The sequence below is a fragment of the Thermus sp. CCB_US3_UF1 genome (assembly GCF_000236585.1).
In the GTDB taxonomy this organism is placed as follows: domain Bacteria; phylum Deinococcota; class Deinococci; order Deinococcales; family Thermaceae; genus Thermus.
In genome coordinates, this window is sequence record NC_017278.1 from 777,323 (window position 1) to 793,796 (window position 16,474).

At 69.7% G+C, this 16,474-nt stretch carries 15 protein-coding genes; 3 read left to right on the forward strand and 12 right to left on the reverse strand.

Annotation, left to right across the window (positions count from 1 at the left end):
• The gene (gene rpoD / locus TCCBUS3UF1_RS03920) at positions 1-1,308 is read right to left on the reverse strand and encodes an RNA polymerase sigma factor RpoD (protein WP_014515206.1); all 1,308 of its coding nucleotides are present in this window, start codon (positions 1,306-1,308) and stop codon (positions 1-3) included.
• 23 nt (positions 1,309-1,331) lie between these two features.
• The gene (locus tag TCCBUS3UF1_RS03925) at positions 1,332-2,453 is read right to left on the reverse strand and encodes a class I SAM-dependent methyltransferase (RefSeq protein WP_014515207.1); all 1,122 of its coding nucleotides are present in this window, start codon (positions 2,451-2,453) and stop codon (positions 1,332-1,334) included.
• Between the two features lie 88 nt (positions 2,454-2,541).
• Between TCCBUS3UF1_RS03925 and TCCBUS3UF1_RS03930 the strand changes: the two genes are divergently transcribed.
• Entirely contained in the window at positions 2,542-3,759 is a 1,218-nt protein-coding gene (locus tag TCCBUS3UF1_RS03930; protein ID WP_014515208.1) for an aspartate kinase, read from the forward strand.
• A 58-nt stretch (positions 3,760-3,817) separates the two neighbouring features.
• On the opposite strand, the gene TCCBUS3UF1_RS03935 is transcribed toward TCCBUS3UF1_RS03930, so the two are convergent.
• From TCCBUS3UF1_RS03935 to TCCBUS3UF1_RS03960, 7 genes are read right to left on the reverse strand one after another with little or no spacing between them, the layout of a single operon-like run.
• Positions 3,818-4,801, reverse strand: coding sequence for a malate dehydrogenase (locus tag TCCBUS3UF1_RS03935; RefSeq protein WP_014515209.1), 984 nt, complete (start codon positions 4,799-4,801; stop codon positions 3,818-3,820).
• Between the two features lie 39 nt (positions 4,802-4,840).
• Positions 4,841-5,239: a hypothetical protein gene (locus TCCBUS3UF1_RS12420; protein WP_369791724.1), complete on the reverse strand. Its 399-nt coding sequence runs from the start codon at positions 5,237-5,239 to the stop codon at positions 4,841-4,843.
• The gene (gene dnaG / locus TCCBUS3UF1_RS03940; protein WP_014515210.1) at positions 5,236-6,570 is read right to left on the reverse strand and encodes a DNA primase; all 1,335 of its coding nucleotides are present in this window, start codon (positions 6,568-6,570) and stop codon (positions 5,236-5,238) included. Before dnaG ends, TCCBUS3UF1_RS12420 begins: the two co-directional genes overlap by 4 nt.
• Entirely contained in the window at positions 6,549-9,137 is a 2,589-nt protein-coding gene (locus tag TCCBUS3UF1_RS03945; protein ID WP_041433747.1) for an adenylate cyclase, read from the reverse strand. Before TCCBUS3UF1_RS03945 ends, dnaG begins: the two co-directional genes overlap by 22 nt.
• Before the next feature lie 2 nt (positions 9,138-9,139).
• Positions 9,140-9,544, reverse strand: coding sequence for a hypothetical protein (locus tag TCCBUS3UF1_RS03950; protein WP_014515212.1), 405 nt, complete (start codon positions 9,542-9,544; stop codon positions 9,140-9,142).
• Between the two features lie 9 nt (positions 9,545-9,553).
• Positions 9,554-11,755, reverse strand: coding sequence for a DEAD/DEAH box helicase (locus TCCBUS3UF1_RS03955; protein WP_014515213.1), 2,202 nt, complete (start codon positions 11,753-11,755; stop codon positions 9,554-9,556).
• A gap of 16 nt (positions 11,756-11,771) precedes the next feature.
• Positions 11,772-12,395, reverse strand: coding sequence for a GNAT family N-acetyltransferase (locus TCCBUS3UF1_RS03960; RefSeq protein ID WP_014515214.1), 624 nt, complete (start codon positions 12,393-12,395; stop codon positions 11,772-11,774).
• Positions 12,396-12,434: 39 nt separating this feature from the next.
• Between TCCBUS3UF1_RS03960 and TCCBUS3UF1_RS03965 the strand changes: the two genes are divergently transcribed.
• Positions 12,435-13,511, forward strand: coding sequence for a PIG-L deacetylase family protein (locus TCCBUS3UF1_RS03965; protein WP_041433957.1), 1,077 nt, complete (start codon positions 12,435-12,437; stop codon positions 13,509-13,511).
• Here TCCBUS3UF1_RS03965 and scpB read toward each other — a convergent pair.
• Both scpB and TCCBUS3UF1_RS03975 read right to left on the reverse strand, forming a co-directional pair.
• Positions 13,458-13,979, reverse strand: coding sequence for an SMC-Scp complex subunit ScpB (gene scpB, locus TCCBUS3UF1_RS03970; protein WP_041433748.1), 522 nt, complete (start codon positions 13,977-13,979; stop codon positions 13,458-13,460). The two genes, TCCBUS3UF1_RS03965 and scpB, sit on opposite strands and share 54 nt — an antisense overlap.
• A complete protein-coding gene (locus TCCBUS3UF1_RS03975) occupies positions 13,972-14,565 on the reverse strand; it encodes an L-threonylcarbamoyladenylate synthase (RefSeq protein ID WP_014515216.1) in 594 nt (197 codons plus the stop codon). The genes scpB and TCCBUS3UF1_RS03975 overlap by 8 nt, the downstream gene beginning before the upstream one ends.
• Between TCCBUS3UF1_RS03975 and TCCBUS3UF1_RS03980 the strand changes: the two genes are divergently transcribed.
• Positions 14,564-15,784, forward strand: a complete 1,221-nt coding sequence (locus tag TCCBUS3UF1_RS03980) for a type II secretion system F family protein (RefSeq protein WP_014515217.1) — start codon at positions 14,564-14,566, stop codon at positions 15,782-15,784. The two genes, TCCBUS3UF1_RS03975 and TCCBUS3UF1_RS03980, sit on opposite strands and share 2 nt — an antisense overlap.
• On the opposite strand, the gene TCCBUS3UF1_RS03985 is transcribed toward TCCBUS3UF1_RS03980, so the two are convergent.
• Positions 15,759-16,211 (reverse strand): EVE domain-containing protein, encoded by a 453-nt coding sequence (locus TCCBUS3UF1_RS03985; RefSeq protein WP_014515218.1) that lies wholly within the window; start codon positions 16,209-16,211, stop codon positions 15,759-15,761. The genes TCCBUS3UF1_RS03980 and TCCBUS3UF1_RS03985 overlap by 26 nt on opposite strands.
• Positions 16,212-16,474 lie beyond the last annotated feature (263 nt).

Sequence of the window (16,474 nt, forward strand, 5' to 3'; positions counted from 1 at the left end):
TTAGTCCAGGAAGTCCCGGAGCTTCCGCGTGCGGGACTCGTGGTACTTGAGCTTGCGCAGGGCCTTGTTCTCGATCTGGCGGATCCGCTCCCGGGTCACCCCGAAGAAGGCCCCCACCTCCTCCAGGGTGTGCTCCCGCCCGTCAATGAGCCCTTTGCGGAGCTTGAGGACCATGGCTTCCCGCTCGGAGAGCTTGGAGAGGGCCTTTTCCAGCTCCTCCGAAAGGAGGGTTTGGGCCGCGGCCTCGGAAGGGGAGGGGAGGTTCTCGTCGGGGATGAAATCCCCGTAGAAGCTGTCCTTCTCGTCCCCGATGGGGGTTTCCAGGGATACGGGCTCCTGGGCGATCTTTAGGGTTTCCTCCACCCGCTTGGCGTCCCAGCCGGGGCCCATGGCCTCGGCGATCTCCTCGTAGCTGGGCTCCCGGCCCAGCTCCTGCTGCAGTTGCCGGGCGGTGCGGGAGAGCTTGTTGATGGTTTCCACCATGTGCACCGGGATGCGGATGGTGCGGGCCTGGTCGGCGATGGCCCGGTTGATGGCCTGCCGGATCCACCAGGTGGCGTAGGTGGAGAACTTGAAGCGCCTTTTGTACTCAAACTTCTCCACCGCGCGGATGAGGCCCTGGTTGCCCTCCTGAATGAGGTCCAGGAAGGATAGCCCCCTCCCGGTGTACTTCTTGGCGATGGAGACCACCAGGCGCAGGTTGGCCTCAATGAGGTGCTGCCGGGCCGCCTCCCCCTCCCGGGCGATGTGCAGGTAGCGCTTGAGCTCCTTGGGGAGGGCCTTGAGCTTGGCGTCCACCTCCTCCACGGTCTTGGGGTCCAGCTTGTCCTTTAGCCCCGGGATCTGGGCCACCCGGGCCGAGCCCAGGATCTTGGCCCGCACCACCTCGCGGATGAGGTCCGCGTCCAGCCCGGTGGCCTCGGAGAGCCGCCGGATGGCTTCCATCCCCTCCTCCACCTTCCGGGCCAGCTCGATCTCCTCCTCCAGGGTGAGGAGGGGAACCTGCCCGATCTCGTGCAGGTACTGGCGCACGGGGTCGGAGGTGGCCACCTTGGGCAGGGCCAGCTCCTCTTCCTCCTCAAAGGCCTCCTCTCCCTCGGGGGAGGTGAGGAGAAGGTCGGGCTCCAGGTCCAAGGCCTCGTCCAGCTCCACCAGATCCGGGTCCCCTTCCAGGAGTTCGGGGTCGGGTTCGGGAAGGTCCCCTTCCGCCTCCGGGGGTTCTTCCACCCCGGGTTCTTCCAGGGTGGAGAGGGACTCCATGGCCTCGGGTTCCACCGCCTTGGTCTTTTTGCTCTTGGCCTTTTTCAACGCCGACCTCCCTCTAGGGTTCGCTACCGCTTTTGCGCGAAGAGCACCTTGTACTCCCGAACCAAAAGGGTCCTGAAGGCGCCGAAGCGCTCCTCCAACAGGGGTTCGTACTTGAGAAAGGGGTTTGCCACCAGGAAAAACCCACCGCCCGGCTTTAGCCGGGCTGCCGCCGCTTCCACGAAGGCCTGGGCCACATCCAGGATGACCGCACCCCCCACGTGAAAGGGGGGGTTCGTAACGATTATGTCAAACCCCTCCCCTTCCGTCAAGGCCTCGTCCACGTCGGAGTGGAGGACCCTGGCCGGGAGGGCGTGGGCCTCGAGGCTCCGCCTGAGGGAGAGGACGGAGACCAGGTCGTCCTCCACCGCGGTGACCTGGGCCCCTAGGCGGGCCAGGGGGAGGGTGAGGGCCCCGTAGCCCGCCCCCAGGTCCAAGACCGTCCGCCCCCGTACCCCCTCCCTTCCCACCTCCCCCACCAGGGCCTCCAGGAGGAGGAGGGAGGCCTTGTCCACCTTGCCGGCGGAGAAGACCCCGGGCAGGTGGTAAAAGGTGTAGGCCTCCCCCAGGATGGGGGCCTGGAAGGCCGCCCAGAGGGGCGGCAGGGGCGGGGCCTCCCGTTCCTTTTCCAGGAGGGCCACCCGCACCGGCCCTTCCCGCCAACGCACCTCCCCGTAGCCCAGAAGGGCCCGGGCCTCCTTGAAGTACCGTTCAAACCCCTTGTTCTTGTCCCCCGCCAGGTAGACCCGCCCCCCTGGCCTCAGGGCCCGGGCCGCGGCCCGCAGGGTGGCCTGGACGTAGGCCGTGCCCCGCCCTGCAGGGAGGGCCAGGGCCACCAGGTCGTAAAGGCCCTCCTCCGCTTCCCAGGGGGGGGCCAGGCGGGCCCGGAGGCCGCTGGCCTGTAGGCAGCGGAAGGCGGCCCTCGAGGTTTCCAGCCTTTCCACTGCCATCCTGCCCTCCAGGGGCAGGCTGCCCCAGCCCACCCCAGGGTTGGGGTCCAGGGCCCTTTCCCCGAAGGGTTCCACGGCCTTTTGCAGCAGATCGTAGACCGGGTCCCGGTAGCCCCGGGCCCCCGGCTTCACGTACAGGGTGCCCCCAGGGCGGGGTAGGGGGGTGAGGCGGTGGTAGGCCTCCAGGGTCAGGCTCACGTCTTCCCAGGATACGGGCCTGGGGGAGGAAGGGCAAATGGGATAGTATGCTTTTTCAAACCGCCCATGGGGCGGGAAGGAGGTGAGCGTGGCCCTGGTGGTACAGAAGTACGGCGGCACCTCGGTGGGCGATCTGGAGCGCATCCACAAGGTGGCCCAGCGCATCGCCCATTACCGGGAGAAAGGGCATAAACTTGCGGTGGTGGTTTCGGCCATGGGCCACACCACCGACGAGCTCATCGCCCTGGCCAAGCGGGTAAACCCCAGACCCCCTTTCCGGGAGCTGGACCTTTTGACCACCACGGGGGAGCAGGTTTCCGTGGCCCTCCTGGCCATGCAGCTATGGGCCATGGGCATCCCCGCCCGGGGGTTTGTCCAGCACCAGATCGGCATCCTCACCGACGGGCGCTTCGGCGATGCCCGCATCCTGGAGGTGAACCCGAGCCGCATCCAAAAGGCCCTGGAGGAGGGGTATGTGGCGGTGATCGCCGGCTTCATGGGCACCACCCGGGAGGGGGAGATCACCACCTTGGGCCGGGGCGGCTCGGACACCACCGCGGTGGCCATCGCCGCCGCCCTGGGGGCCAAGGAGTGCGAGATCTACACGGACACCGAGGGGGTCTACACCACCGACCCCCACCTGATCCCCGAGGCGAGGAAACTGGAGGTCATCGGCTACGACCAGATGCTGGAGATGGCGGCCCTGGGGGCCCGGGTCCTCCACCCCCGGGCGGTCTACTACGCTAAGCGCTACGGCGTGGTGCTCCACGTGCGCTCCAGCTTTTCCTATAACCCCGGTACCTTGGTAAAGGAGGTCAGCATGGAAATGGGCAAGGCAGTGACGGGCGCGGCCTTGGACCTGGACCACGCCCAGATTGGGCTCATCGGCATCCCCGACCAGCCGGGCATCGCCGCCAAGGTCTTCCAGGCCTTGGCCGAGCGGGGCATCGCCGTGGACATGATCATCCAGGGGGTCCCGGGCCACGACCCCTCGAGGCAGCAGATGGCCTTCACCGTGAAGAGGGACTTCGCCCAGGAGGCCCTGGAGGCCCTGGAGCCCGTCTTGGCCGAGATCGGGGGCGAGGCTATCCTCCGCCCCGAGATCGCCAAGGTCTCCATCGTGGGGGTGGGCCTGGCCTCGGCCCCGGAGATCCCCGCCCGCATGTTCCAGGCGGTGGCCGGCGTGGGGGCCAACATCGAGATGATCGCCACCAGCGAAGTGCGCATCTCCGTCATCATCCCTGCCCAGTACGCCGAGGCCGCCCTCCGGGCAGTGCACCAGGCCTTCGAGCTGGACAAGGGCTAAAAGAGCGCCCCCAGGGGGAAGGCGCCTTCCCCCTGGGGAAGGCCCGGCCCTGGGCCCCTTAGATGAGGCCTAGGGCCTTCACCTGTTCCATCTCCTCCAGGAGCTCTTGGGCCGTGATCTCCATCCGCTTGCGGGCGAAGGCGTTGACCTCGAGGCCCTCCACGATCCGGTACTCCCCGCCCTGGGCCGTGACGGGGAAGGAGTAGACGATCCCCTCGGGGATGCCGTACTCCCCTTGGGAGGGCACGGCCATGGAGACCCAGTCCCCTTCCGGGGTGCCCAGGGCCCAGTCGCGGATGTGCTCAATGGCGGCGTTGGCGGCGCTGGCGGCGCTGGAGGCCCCCCGGGCTTGGATGATGGCCGCCCCCCGCTGGGCCACGGTGGGGATGAACTCCTTCTCGTACCACTCCATCCCCACCCGCTCCAGGGCCGGCTGCCCCTCCACCTCGGCGTGGAAGAGGTCGGGGAACATGGTGGAGGAGTGGTTGCCCCAGACGGCGATGCGGCGGATGCGGCCCACGGGAACCCCCGTCTTCTTGGCCAGCTGGGCCTTGGCCCGGTTGTGGTCCAGCCGGGTCATGGCGGTGAAGTTCCGGGGGTTGAGGCCCGGGGCGTTCTTGTAGGCGATGAGGGCGTTGGTGTTGGCGGGGTTGCCCACCACCAGGACCTTCACGTCCCGCTTGGCCACCTCGGCCAGGGCCCGGCCCTGCTCGGTGAAGATCTTGCCGTTCATCTCCAAAAGGTCCCGGCGCTCCATCCCCGCCTTGCGGGGGGCGGCCCCCACCAGAAGGGCGTAGTCGGCATCCTTGAAGGCCACCTTGGGGTCATCGGTGGCCACCAGGCCCTGGAGGAGGGGGAAGGCGCAGTCTTCCAGCTCCATGATCACCCCTTCCAGGGCTCTCAGGGCCTGGGGGATTTCCAGAAGCTGGAGGATGATGGGCTGGTCCTTGCCCAGCATCTCCCCCGCGGCGATGCGGAAGAGAAGGCTGTAGCCAATCTGGCCTGCAGCGCCGGTGACGGCCACGCGAACAGGGCTTTTCATCCTTGCCTCCTTTGGGCTCGCGCCCAGGGCATTTTACCGCTACACGCCCCGGTAGATGCGCCTTTCCGCCTCGATGGCCTGGCTGAGCTCCTGGATTTCCTTTAGGAGCTCCAGGTCTGGCTTCTGCCCCAAGGCCTCCTTCAGCCGGGCCAGGCGCTCTTGGTAGTAGGCCTCCCGCAGCCGGGCCAGGGTCTTTTCCATCACCTCCGGCAGGCGGGGTTCCTCCACCGTGGGGGCCATTATCAGCCGCTCCAGGAAGATCCCCCCCGCCTCCTTGCGGCTGAGCACCTGGCGCAGGTAGTCCCGCCGGGGCTCCTTACGGGCCAGCTCCAGGAACTCCCCCAACAGGGAGCCCTCGGGGGGCCAGACGTGGTCGGAAACGTACCGAACCCATTCCAGGAAAGCCCCATCCCCCAGGGAGAGGAGCAGGGCCATCACGTCCAGCTCCAGGAGGAGGGTGCGGTTTTTGGGCTCGGCCTTGGGCGGGGGGGTGGGGGCGGCTTGCCCCGCTTGCGGCTCATGAGGTACTCCTCCAGCTGCCTGGGGGCCAGGCCCAGCCGCTCCACCACCAGGGCCTTGAGCCGCTCGGCCACGGGGTCAAAGGGCTCAGGGGAGAGCATCCTGGGGGTGAGGCGTTCCAGGACCTTCCGCTTGTGTTCCGGGCGCGTGAGGTCCAGGTCCCGGGCGGCTTCCTGGAAGCGGAAGGCCACCTCGGGCAGGGCCTCTTCCAGGGCCTTTTGGAAGAGGGCGGGGCCTTGGGGGTGGAGGAGGAGTTCCCCAGGGTCCTTGGCGGGCAGGCGCACGGCGTAAAAGACGAACTGGCGGGCCAGCTCCAGCTCCAGGCTCTGCAGGGTGGCCTTCTGCCCGGCCTCGTCCGCGTCAAAGGCCAGGTAGACCTCCCGCACCTCCTGGGCCTTGAGGAGGCGGGCCTGCTCCTCGGAAAGCCCCGAGCCCAAGACGGCCACGGTCTCGGCAAAGCCCATCTGGTGCAGGGCGATGGCGTCGAACAGCCCCTCCACCACGATGGCCCGCCCCTCCCGGAGGCTGGCCTTGGCCTCGGGGTAGGCGAAGAGGACCTCGCGCTTGCGGAAGAGGGAGGTTTCGGGGGAGTTCAGGTACTTGGGGGTTTCCTCCCCCAGGGCCCGGCCGGTGAAGGCCACGATCCGCCCCAGGTGGTCCCGGATGGGGAAGGTGATGCGGTGGCGGAAGCGGTCAAAGAAGCGGCCTTCCCTCTCGGCCAGGACCCCGGCCTTCAGGCCCTCCTCCGGGCTCACCCCGTGGCGGGAGAGGTAGACGAGGAGCCCGTCCCCCTTGGGAGGGGCGTAGCCCAGGCCAAAGCGGGCCACGCTGGCCTCGCTGAGGCCCCGGGCCTGGAGGTAGGCCTGGGCTTCCGGGGAGGCCCTAAGCCCTTCCAAAAAGTAGGCCTGGGCCAGCTTGAGGACCTCCAGGAGCTCCCGGCGGTTCTGCGCAGGGCCCCTTTGCGGCAACTCCACCCCGGCCTCCTCCGCCAGGCGCTCCAGGGCTCCCGCGAAGTCCAGGCCCTCCATGCGCTCCATGAAGGCGAAGAGGTCCCCCCCGGCCTTGCAGCCAAAGCAGTGGAAGAGGCCCTTTTCCTCGTCCACATAGAAGGAGGGGGTTTTTTCCTGGTGAAAGGGGCAAAGCCCCTTCCACCGTCCCCGGCCCGCGGGCTTCAGGACCACGTAGCGGGAAACCACCTCCTTAAGGGGGAGGCGGCGCTTGATGGCCTCTACCGCCTGAGCCGTGTCCATTCCGCCCTCCGCCTGCGCCAGAGCTCCCTAACCCACCTTCCCAGGATACCGTACCCCCGGAGGTTCCCCAAGGGGGCTTCCCCGGCCAGGACCGCCCGCCAGACCTGGGTGAGGGGGACCGAGGGGGCGAAGCCCAGGAGGTGGTCCACCCGCTCCCCCTCTTCCAGAAGGAGCTGGGCCCGGAGGAGCCGGGCCACCTCCAGGTGCACGGCGAAGCCCGTGCGGTGGGTCTGGTAGAGGAGGTGCTGGGAAAGGGCCTTGGCCCTCCTGGGGGCCTTGGGCCAGAGGTAAAGGGCCAAGGAGGTAAGGGTGAGGTGGTAGACGTAGGGGTTGCGGCGGTGGCGGGCTTCCCGCAGGGCCTCCTTGAGGAGGGGGGTGGGGTCATGGCCCTGGCGCCAGCGGTGGTGGGCCAGGGCCAGGAGGACCAGGCCCCGGCCGTCTGGGTGCCTTAGGGCCTCGTGGAAAAGGGGTTCGGGAAAGCGCCCCCGCAGGGCCCAGGCGCTCAGGAGGGCCGCGGCCAGCCAGGGGTGGGGGGTTTCCCGGTAGGCGGCCTCCCCCTCTGCCAGGGCCTCCTCCAGGCGGCCCGTCTCCAGGAGGAAGCGGATCCGGGTGGCTTGGAAGCGGGCGTGGGCCTCGAGGTCCCCCTCCCCCTCTTCCCGGAGCAAGGCCTCGGCCTCCGGGTAGTGCCCCAGGTCCATGAGGAGGCCGGCCCTCAGGCTGCGGAAGTGGAGCTTGAGGGCCTTGGGCACCATGGGGTGGGGCGTTTCCAGCACCTCCAGGGCCAGGCGGGGCTGGAAGGCCCGCCACAGGGCTCCCGCCAGGAGAAGCCGGGCCTGGGCCTCCTCCAAGGGGTAGGGCTTGAGGCCGGGAAGGAGGGGGAGGAGGTCCAAGGGGTCTGGGGCCTGCCTTAGGGCCTGGAGGATGGGGTCCTGGGCCCGGGGACCCTCCGGGGCCTCGGGGGCCAGGCCCAACGACGCCTGGGCGTCTTGGAGCTCCGCCCGGAGGGCGGGGCGCAGGGGCTCGGGGGCGGCCTCCAGGGCCTTGCGGTAAAGGGGGATGGCGGCCTCAGGGTGGCCCTGCCGCCAGGCCCGTTGCGCCAGGAGCCGCCAGGTGAGGGCCGCTTCCCGGGCTTCCCCGGCCCGTTGCAGGTGGTGGGCGAAGGCCTCCAGGTTTCCTTGCTCCCGGTGGAGGAGGGCGGCGCGCCGGTGCCAGGCCTTGGCCTCCCCCTCGGGCACCAGGCCTTGGGCGGCCAGGACCACCTCGGGGCGGGGCCTGCCTTCGGCCACCAGGCCTTCCTCCTCCAGCCGCGCCCAGGAGAAAGGACCCGCAAGCTCCTCCAGTAGGCCCTTGGGCGCCTCCTCCAGTACCCCGAGGACCAGCAGGGCCCGGCGCTCCTCGTAGGGCAGGGCATCCAAAGCCCCTTGCAGGGCCAAAAGGGGCGGGGCCCGCAGGCCGGAAACCTCCAGGGTGGGCGCAAACAGGGGGGTGCGGCTTTCCACCAGGAGCAGGGCCTGGGGCAGGGCTTCCTGCAGGAACCTCTTCAGGGTGGGGTCTGGGGCGTGCAGGTCCTTGAGGACCAGGAGGATGGGGTGGGGGAGGTGGGCCAAGACCTGCTGCCAGGCCTTCAGGATGCCTTCCTCCAGGGCCTGGCGCTCCCAGGGGGGGCGGGGCACCAGGCCTAGGCTGTAGCGCCAGGCCAAGGCCAGCTCCCCGGGCAGGGAGGCCTGGGCCAGGAGGTGTTCCGGCTCCCCAAAGGCCGTCTCCACCGCCTGGCGCAGGGTGGCCCGCAAGGGGGTTTCCCGGCCCATCCGCTCCAGGAGCACCACGGGGTAGGGGGGGTTTTCCAGGAACTTGTCCAGGAGGAGGCTTTTGCCGCTGCCCGGGGGGCCCACCAGGTTGAGGCGGGCCGGGGGATGGCGCAGGTGCTGGCGCAGGCGGTCCAGGAGGGGGCGGTTCTCCCCCAGGTCCAGCTCCACGGCCTCCACGGCCCAGACCTCGAGGCTTCCCAGGCCCTTGACCTCCCGGGGGCCCAGGGGGCTTGCCCGCACCCCGGGGGCCCAGGCCAGGGTCTCGCCCTCGGTGAGCACCTGCCCCGGGGAGGCCAGCTTGGAAAGGCGCTCGGCCAGGACCACCGGGGGGCCCACCGCGGTGGGTTCCCCGGCCTGGCCGCTTCCCAAGGGCGCCCAGAGCACTTCGCCGCTGGCCACCCCGGCCCGGCTGGGGAAGGAGGAGGCCCGGACCATTTCCAGAGCGGCTTCCAGGGCGTGCCAGGGTTCCTTGCCCCGGGCCCGGGGGGCCCCGAAGAGGGCCAGGATCCCGTCCCCCAAGAAGCGGTGCACGAACCCTCCCTTGGCCCGCACCCGGCGGGCGGCCTCCTCCAGGGCCTCTTGCAGGTGCTGGTAGGCGGTGTTGAGCCCTTCCTGGAAGCGGCGGCTGGAGTCCACCAGATCAAAGAAGACCACGCTAACCCAGCGCTTTTCTTGGGGCAGCACCCTTCCCAGGGCCCGGCCGCAGGCCATGCAGAACCGGGCCTCCGGGGGGTTTTTCTGCCCGCAGTCGCAGCGCATCCTCACTCCCGGAAGAGCATCAGGGGGGGCCAGAGGAGGACCTCGGCCTCGGCGGGGAGGGGGTTTGGGGCGTGGACCACCACCTGGACGGGGCCCTGCAGCAGGTAAAACCCCTCCCCCAAGGGGGTTGCCCGCCCCCCCAGGCGGTAGGCGGCCCCATCCCGTTCCACAAAGGGCTCCCGCCTGAGGGGCCGGGCCTCCCGCACCACCCCGTGCAGGAGGCCCAGCACCCTGCCCGCGGGCGCAGGGGGGAGTCCCCGGTCAAAGGCGTAGAGCACCTGCCCCTCCACCAGCACCTCCAGCACGGGGCTCCCCCAGGGCTCGGGGAAGAGCTGCACCGGGAGGGCGTGGGCTTGGAAGCGGGCGAAGAAGCCTTCGGGGGTCTCCTCCAGGGCTGGGGGTTGCATGAGAGGATTCTAGTGCACCCTCCTGGGGGGCAGGGAGAGGGTGAGGCTGGCGGCCAGGAGAAGGGCCGCTTCCTTGTCCAGGTACTGGTTGCCGTTGCCGCACTTGGGGGAGAGGACGCACCGGGGGCAGCCCTCCGCGCAGGGGCAGCCCTTCAGGAGTTCTAGGGTGGCGGCCATCCACTCGGGAAAGCGCCGGGCGGCGGCCCGGGCGTAGCCCACGCCCCCGGGGTAGCCGTCGTAGACGAAGAGGGTGGGCCCACCCCCTGAGGGCAGGGGCTGGGGGTAGAAGGGGTAGGAGAGGCCGCCGATGTCCTGCCTTTCCGCCAGGACGAAGAGGGGGAGGAGGCCGATCATGGCGTGTTCCAGGGCGTGGATCCCCCCGGGGATCCGGTGGGGTGGGACGGTCTGCGGGGGGTGGAACCATAGGGCCTCGGTGGGAAAGGTGATCTCGGGAAGCTCCAGGGGTACTTCCTCCAGGACGCTTCCGGTGAAGAAGCGCTTCTTCACGTAGGCCACCACCCGCTCCCTCAGCACCACCCGCCCCACCCAGACCCCGTGCCCCACGGGTTCCCCTTCCAGGACCTCCAGGTGGGTTTCCGCCCGGGGCTCGGTGTAGTAGTCCTCGAGGGCCGGCAGGAGCCAGACCTCCCGCCTTTTGGCGTCCACGTTGCGCACCAGGTAGCTCTCCCCCCCGTGCAGGTAGATCGCTCCCGGGTGGGCCTCCCAGTAGGCCTGGCGCTCGTCCAAGTACCCCAGGACCTCCCCTTCCGGCCCCCTCAGGGTGAAGGTGGCCCCCAGGCCCCTTAGGGAAACCTCCCGGTGGGGATGGCGTTTGGGCGTGTACCACCGCCCCTCCTTTGCCCGCAGCTCCGCCAGGGCCCCCGGGCAGAGGACCTCCTCCCGGGACAGGGGCATCTCCCAGGCGGCGGCGTGCAGGTGCAAGGGGCAAAGGACGGGGTTCGTTGGGTCGGCCACCGCTGCCTCCGGGGGGCTTCCCAGGAGGAGCTCGGGGCGGTGGAGGAAGTACTCGTCCAGGGGGTCTTCCCGGGGGATGAAGACCACCAGGGCGCGCCGCTCTCCCCGCCCCGCCCTGCCCGCCCGCTGCCAGAAAGCGGCCACCGAGCCCGGGTAGCCTACCAGGACCACGGCGTCCAGCTCCCCGATATCCACCCCCAGCTCCAGGGCGCTGGTGGAGACCAGGACCCGCACCTCCCCCCGCTTCAGGGCCTCCTCCAAGCGGCGCCTTTCCCGGGCGGTGTAGCCCGCACGGTAGGGGCGCACCGCGGGGTGGGCGGCGTAGCGGGCGATGAGCTCGGCGGACTTCCTTGCCCCCACGAAGACCAGGCCCCGCAAGCCCCCCTCCGCCAGGGCCCGGGCCAGGTAGGCGGCCTCCAGGAGGGGACTCCGCCGCCTTTCCCCTTTCTTATCCAGGGCCTTGGGCAGGAGGACCAGAACCTCCCGCTCCGAGCGGGCCACCGTTTCCCTAAGCTCCACAAAGGGGAGGCCGGTGAGGGTTTCCGCGTGCTCCCGGGCGTTGCCGATGGTGGCGCTGGCCGCGATCACCTGGGGGTTGGCCCCGTAGTGGCGGGCCAGGCGCAGGAGGCGGAAGAGGACCAAGGCCACGTGGGTGCCAAAGACCCCGCGGTAGGCGTGGAGCTCGTCCAGGACCAGGTAGCGGAGCCGGGAGAGGAAGGGGGCCCAGTCCCCGTGCCGGGGCAGGAGGCCGAAGTGGAGCATGTCCGGGTTGGAGAGGAGGACCAGGCCCTCTTCCCGCGCCTTGCGCCGCAGTTCGCCAGAGGTATCCCCGTCGTAAGGGTATACCCCCTTGACCCCCAGGGTCTCGGCCATGGCCCTAAGCCGCCGCAGCTGGTCGTGGGCCAGGGCCTTGGTGGGGAAGAGGAGGAGGCTTGTGGCCCCCTCCAGGGCCGCCTTGAGCACCGGGGCCTGGAAGACCAGGCTCTTGCCCGCGGCGGTGGAGTAGGCCATGACCAGGTTCCGCCCCGCCTCCACCTGGAGGAGGGCCTCCTTCTGGTGGGTGAAGGGCTTCAGGCCCAGGGCCTGGAGCACCCCGGCGAAGGCCCCCCCGTAGGCCTCCCGCCTGGGGGGTCTGGGGGGAAGGGTGCGGGCGAAGACGATCCGCCCCCGGAACTCGGGGTCTTCTTCCAGCCACTCCCGGTAGCTGGCAAACCCCTTCAGGGCCTCGGGCAGCACGCCCTCATTATGGGCCCTAAAGTTCCCGCACCCAGACCTCGTGGACCACGGGGTGGCCCCAGTAGGGGGCCCAGAAGGGGCTGGCCCGCTTGGCGTATAGGCGGAAGCCCAAGGCCCGGTAGAGCTTCCGGGCGGCGGCGTTGGCCCGGGTGGTGGAAAGCTGCACCCCCGGCACCCCCCTGGCCTTCAGGCACTCCAGGAAGGCCCCAAGGAGCACCTTCCCCACCCCCTGCCCCTGGGCCTTGGGGTCCACGGCGATGTGCAGGTGGGCGGGATAGCGGGCCCTTTGGGCCCGGGGGCTGGGGTAGAGGAGGAGGCGGAGAAGGTAGCGCAGGTGGGGCAGGGGGGGGCCGTAGGCCCCGAGGAGGAGCCTGAGGAGGAGAAGGGGCAGGCGGGGGAGGAGGTCAAGGGCCAGGGCCAGGTCGGCGCAGGCCCCCAGGATGTAGCCCACCACCTGGCCCTCGGCCTCGGCCACCAGGCAGCAGCATCCCCGCCTGAGGTAAGGGGCCACGAAGAGCTCCCCCCACAGCTCGGGGCTGGGGAAGACCCCGGACCCCTCCCGGCCCAGGAGAAGGGTGCGGTGGGAGAGGCAGGCGATGGCCGGGAGGTCTTCGGCCCGGGCCGGGCGCAGGTGGACCACAAAGCCATTCTAACCTTTCCCGGGATTAAAATGCCTTCCGTGCGCCGCTTGGCCCCGTGGCAGTGGCTTGTGCTCCTCCTTGCCCTCTACCTGGGGGTGGCCGAGGGGGTGCGCCTGTGGCTGGGCCTGGTCTGGGCTGAGCGGGTGGCCGTGCTGCTGGCGGTCCTGGGGGTGTGGGCCTTCGTCAACGGGCGCTTTGTCTTCGCCTACTACCACGCTTTCCTCACCTCCTTCCGGGTGCGGCGCCTGCCCGTGGCCCCGGAGCCCAGTGGGGAGCACCTCCTGGTCCTGGCCCCCCATCCCGACGACGAGGTGCTGGCAGCGGCGGGGCTCATGCGCCGCACCTTGCGAAGGGGCGGGCGGGTCAGCGTGGTCTACCTCACCTCGGGGGATGCCTTTGACCTGGCCGCGGGTAGTCCCCTGCCTTCCAAGGAAGCCATGCGCCGCTTGGCCCTGAGGCGGATGGTGGAGGCCTGGCGGGGCCTAAAGGTCCTAGGCCTTTCCCGGGAGGACGCCTACTTCCTGGGCTTCCCCGACCAGGGGCTTTTCCACCTTTTCACCACCCACTATTACCTGGCCTACGAAAGCCCCTACACCGGGCTCAAGGCCGTGGCCTACCCCGGGTGCTACCGCCCGGGGCTGCCCTACACGGGTAAGGCCCTCGAGGCCACCCTGGTGGAGCTCATGGAGAAGCTCCGGCCCAGCCGCATCCTCCTTCCTAGCCCCCTGGACGCCCACCGGGACCACCAGGCCACCGGGTATTTCGGCATGCAGGCCGCGGCCTCCTTGGGCCTGGAGGGGCGGCTGGAGTACTACCTGATCCACGGGGGGTACCAGTACCCCCTGCCCAAGGGCCTCCACCCCCGGCTGCCCCTCTACCCGCCCCCCCGGGGAAGGGGTCTTCCCTGGCGGCGCTTCCCCCTTTCTGAGGAGGAGGTGGGCCTGAAGGAGAAGGCCATAAGGGCCCACCGCAGCCAGATGCGGCTTCTTGGACGCTTCCTCTTGGCCTTCGTGCGCCAGAACGAGCTCTTCAGCCCCCTCCCCATCCCCGCCAAGGAGGTGCTAGCCGCGGAGGAGGAGGGGTGGGCCGTCCTCGAGGGGCGGGAGGTCTTCTAGGCTCTCCAGGCCGAAGACCTCCAGGAAGCGTTCCGTGGTGCCGTAGAGCTTGGGGCGGCCTGGGGCTTCCTTCTCCCCCACCACCCGGACCAGGTCCCGTTCCAGAAGGCTTTCCAGCACCCCCTCCACGCTCTTCCCCCGCATGGCCTCCAGCTCCGCCCGGGCCACGGGCTGGTGGTAGGCGATGAGGGCCAGGACCTCCAGGGCGGCCTTGGAGAGCCTTGGAGGGGAGGGCTTGAGGACCCGCTCCACCGCGGGCAGGGCCTCGGGGTGGACCAGGAGCCGCCACCCCCCCGCCACCCGCTCCAGGGCCACGCCCAGGTGCCCCTCCTTGAGGTCGGCCTCGAGGGCCTTCAGGGCCCGCAGGACCGCCTCCTCCGGGTGGCCCAGGGCCCGCAACTCCTTGAGGCTCACGGGCCTCCCCGCGGCGAAGAGCACCGCCAGGATCTCCGCCTTCAGGCTAGGCATCCCGAAGGTAGGGCCGCAGGGCCTCCTTGGGGATGGCCCCTTCCCGCAGGACCTCCCCCGTGCGCAGGTCCACCACGCTGGAGGCCAGCCCCCCGGCCTCCCCGGGGAAGACGTAGTCCACGGCGAAGGCCCGGGCCTCGGCCTCGGTGCGCACCGGGGGTTCCCCGCTCCTGTTGAGGCTGGTGGCCGCGGCGTACCCGCCCACCCGCCGCAGGAGTTCCCTCAGCCAGGGGTGGTCAGGCATCCTTAAGCCCACGGAGCCGTCCTGGCTGATCCACGGGGGGATGTTCCGCCCGGGAACCACCACGGTGAGCCCTCCGGGCCAGAAGGCCTCGGCCAGGCGGAGGAAGCGGTCCCTCAGCTCCCCCAGCTCCGTAAGCCCCAGGGCGCTTTCCAGGTCGGCCACCAGGACCTGGAGGGGCTTCTTCTCTTCCCGCCCCTTGAGGGCGTAGATGCGGCGGCAGGCGGCCTCGTCTTCCATCCGGGCCATCACCCCGAAGACCGTGTCCGTGGGGAAGGCCACGAGCCCTCCCCGCTTGAGGACCTCCGCCGCTTCGGCCAGCTCCTTCTGGTATACTTCTTCCATGCCAGTCTACCAGTATAAGGCCCGGGATCGGCAGGGCCGCCTGGTGGAGGCCACCATTGAGGCGGAGGACCTGCGCACCGCCGCCCGGCTCCTGCGTGACCGGGGCCTTTTCGTGGCCGAGATCAAGGAGCCCGGCCGGGGCCTGCAGGCGGAGGTCCGCCTTCCCGCCCTGGAGCGGGGTCCAGGCCTGAAGGACCTGGCCATCTTCTCCCGGCAGCTCGCCACCATGCTGGGGGCGGGCCTTACCCTCCTCCAGTCCCTGGCCATTCTGGAGCGGCAGACGGAGAACAAGAAGTTCCGGGAGATCCTCAAACAGGTGCGCACGGACATCGAGGGGGGCCTGGCCTTCTCCGATGCCCTGGCCAAGCACAAGCTCTTCTCCCGGCTTTACGTGAACCTGGTGCGGGCCGGGGAGACCTCGGGCGGTCTGGACGTGATCCTGGACCGCTTGGCCAGCTTCCTGGAGAAGGAGCTGGAACTCAGGGGCAAGATCCGCAGCGCCATGACCTACCCCATCATCGTCTTCGTCTTCGCCGTGGGCGTGGCCTACTTCCTCCTCACCGGCATCGTGCCCCAGTTCGCCCAGATCCTCACGGACCTCGGCTCGGAGCTCCCCCTGCTCACCCGCTTCCTGATTGCGGTTTCCAACTTCCTGCGGGCCGCCACCCTGCCCCTTCTCCTCTTGGCCGTGGTCCTCTTCTTCGTCTACCGCTGGTACTACGGCACCCCCCAGGGGCGGAAGGTCATCGACCGGATCAAGCTCCGCATCCCCGTCTTTGGCAACCTGAACCGAAAGACGGCCGTGGCCCGCTTCTCCCGTACCCTGGCCCTCCTCATGAGTAGCGGGGTGAACATCGTGGAGTCCTTGGACATCACCAAGGGCACCGCGGGCAACGTGGTGGTGGAGGAGATCGTGGAGGCGGCCAAGCTCCGCATCCAGCAGGGCGATCCCTTGAACCTGACCCTGGCCCAGCACCCCTTCGTCTTCCCCCCCATGGTGAGCTCCATGGTGGCCATCGGCGAGGAGACGGGGGCCTTGGACACCCTGCTCTCCAAGATCGCCGACTTCTACGAGCGGGAGGTGGACGAGGCCGTGGCCAGCCTCACCGCGGCCATTGAGCCCCTCATGATCATCTTCCTGGGGGTGATCGTGGGCCTGATCGTGGCCGGGATGTTCCTGCCCCTTTTCCGCATCATCGGCACCCTCTCCGCGCAATAAGCCTTTCCGCCACCTCCGGGGGAACCGGCATGACGGAAAGCCGGTTCCCCCGCCGCACCAGGGGGTGGTCTTGGGGGAAGCAGGGCCGGAGGGCTTGCAGGGGGATGAGGGGCCAGGCTTCCACGAAGGCCACCTCCACCGTGTACCAGCGGGGCTTTTCCCGGGTGGCCTTGGGGTCAAAGTAGGGGCTTTCCGGGTCAAACTGGGTGGGGTCGGGGAGGCCCGTCCGCACCACCCGGCACAGCCCGGCGATGCCGGGAGGGGTGGTGCTGGAATGGTAGAAGAAGCAGAGGTCCCCCTTCTGCATCCTGAGCAGGTAGTTCCGGGCCTGGTAGTTCCGCACCCCGTCCCAAAGGGCCCGGCCTTCCCTTTCCAGGTCCTGGATGCTGTAGACCTGGGGTTCGGACTTGAGGAGCCAGTAGGCCATGGGCCAAAGTCTAAAGGCTTAGGCGCTCTTGGGCGTGGGAGGCATGCGTACCGCCCTCCCGGGGCTTTTCCTTTTCGCTTGTGCCCTGGCCCTCTCGCATCCAGGGCCACCCAGGCCACCTCCTGCCAGACCGCTTTCCTTGGGGGATGTACGCCTTCTTCCTGGGGGGCGGCTGGACCGCCTGGGGTTCTCCTGGCTGGAGGGGGTTTCCCTCACCGCCCTCCGTGAGGGTGGAGCCCCCCTTGCCGGAGGCCGCCTGGGGC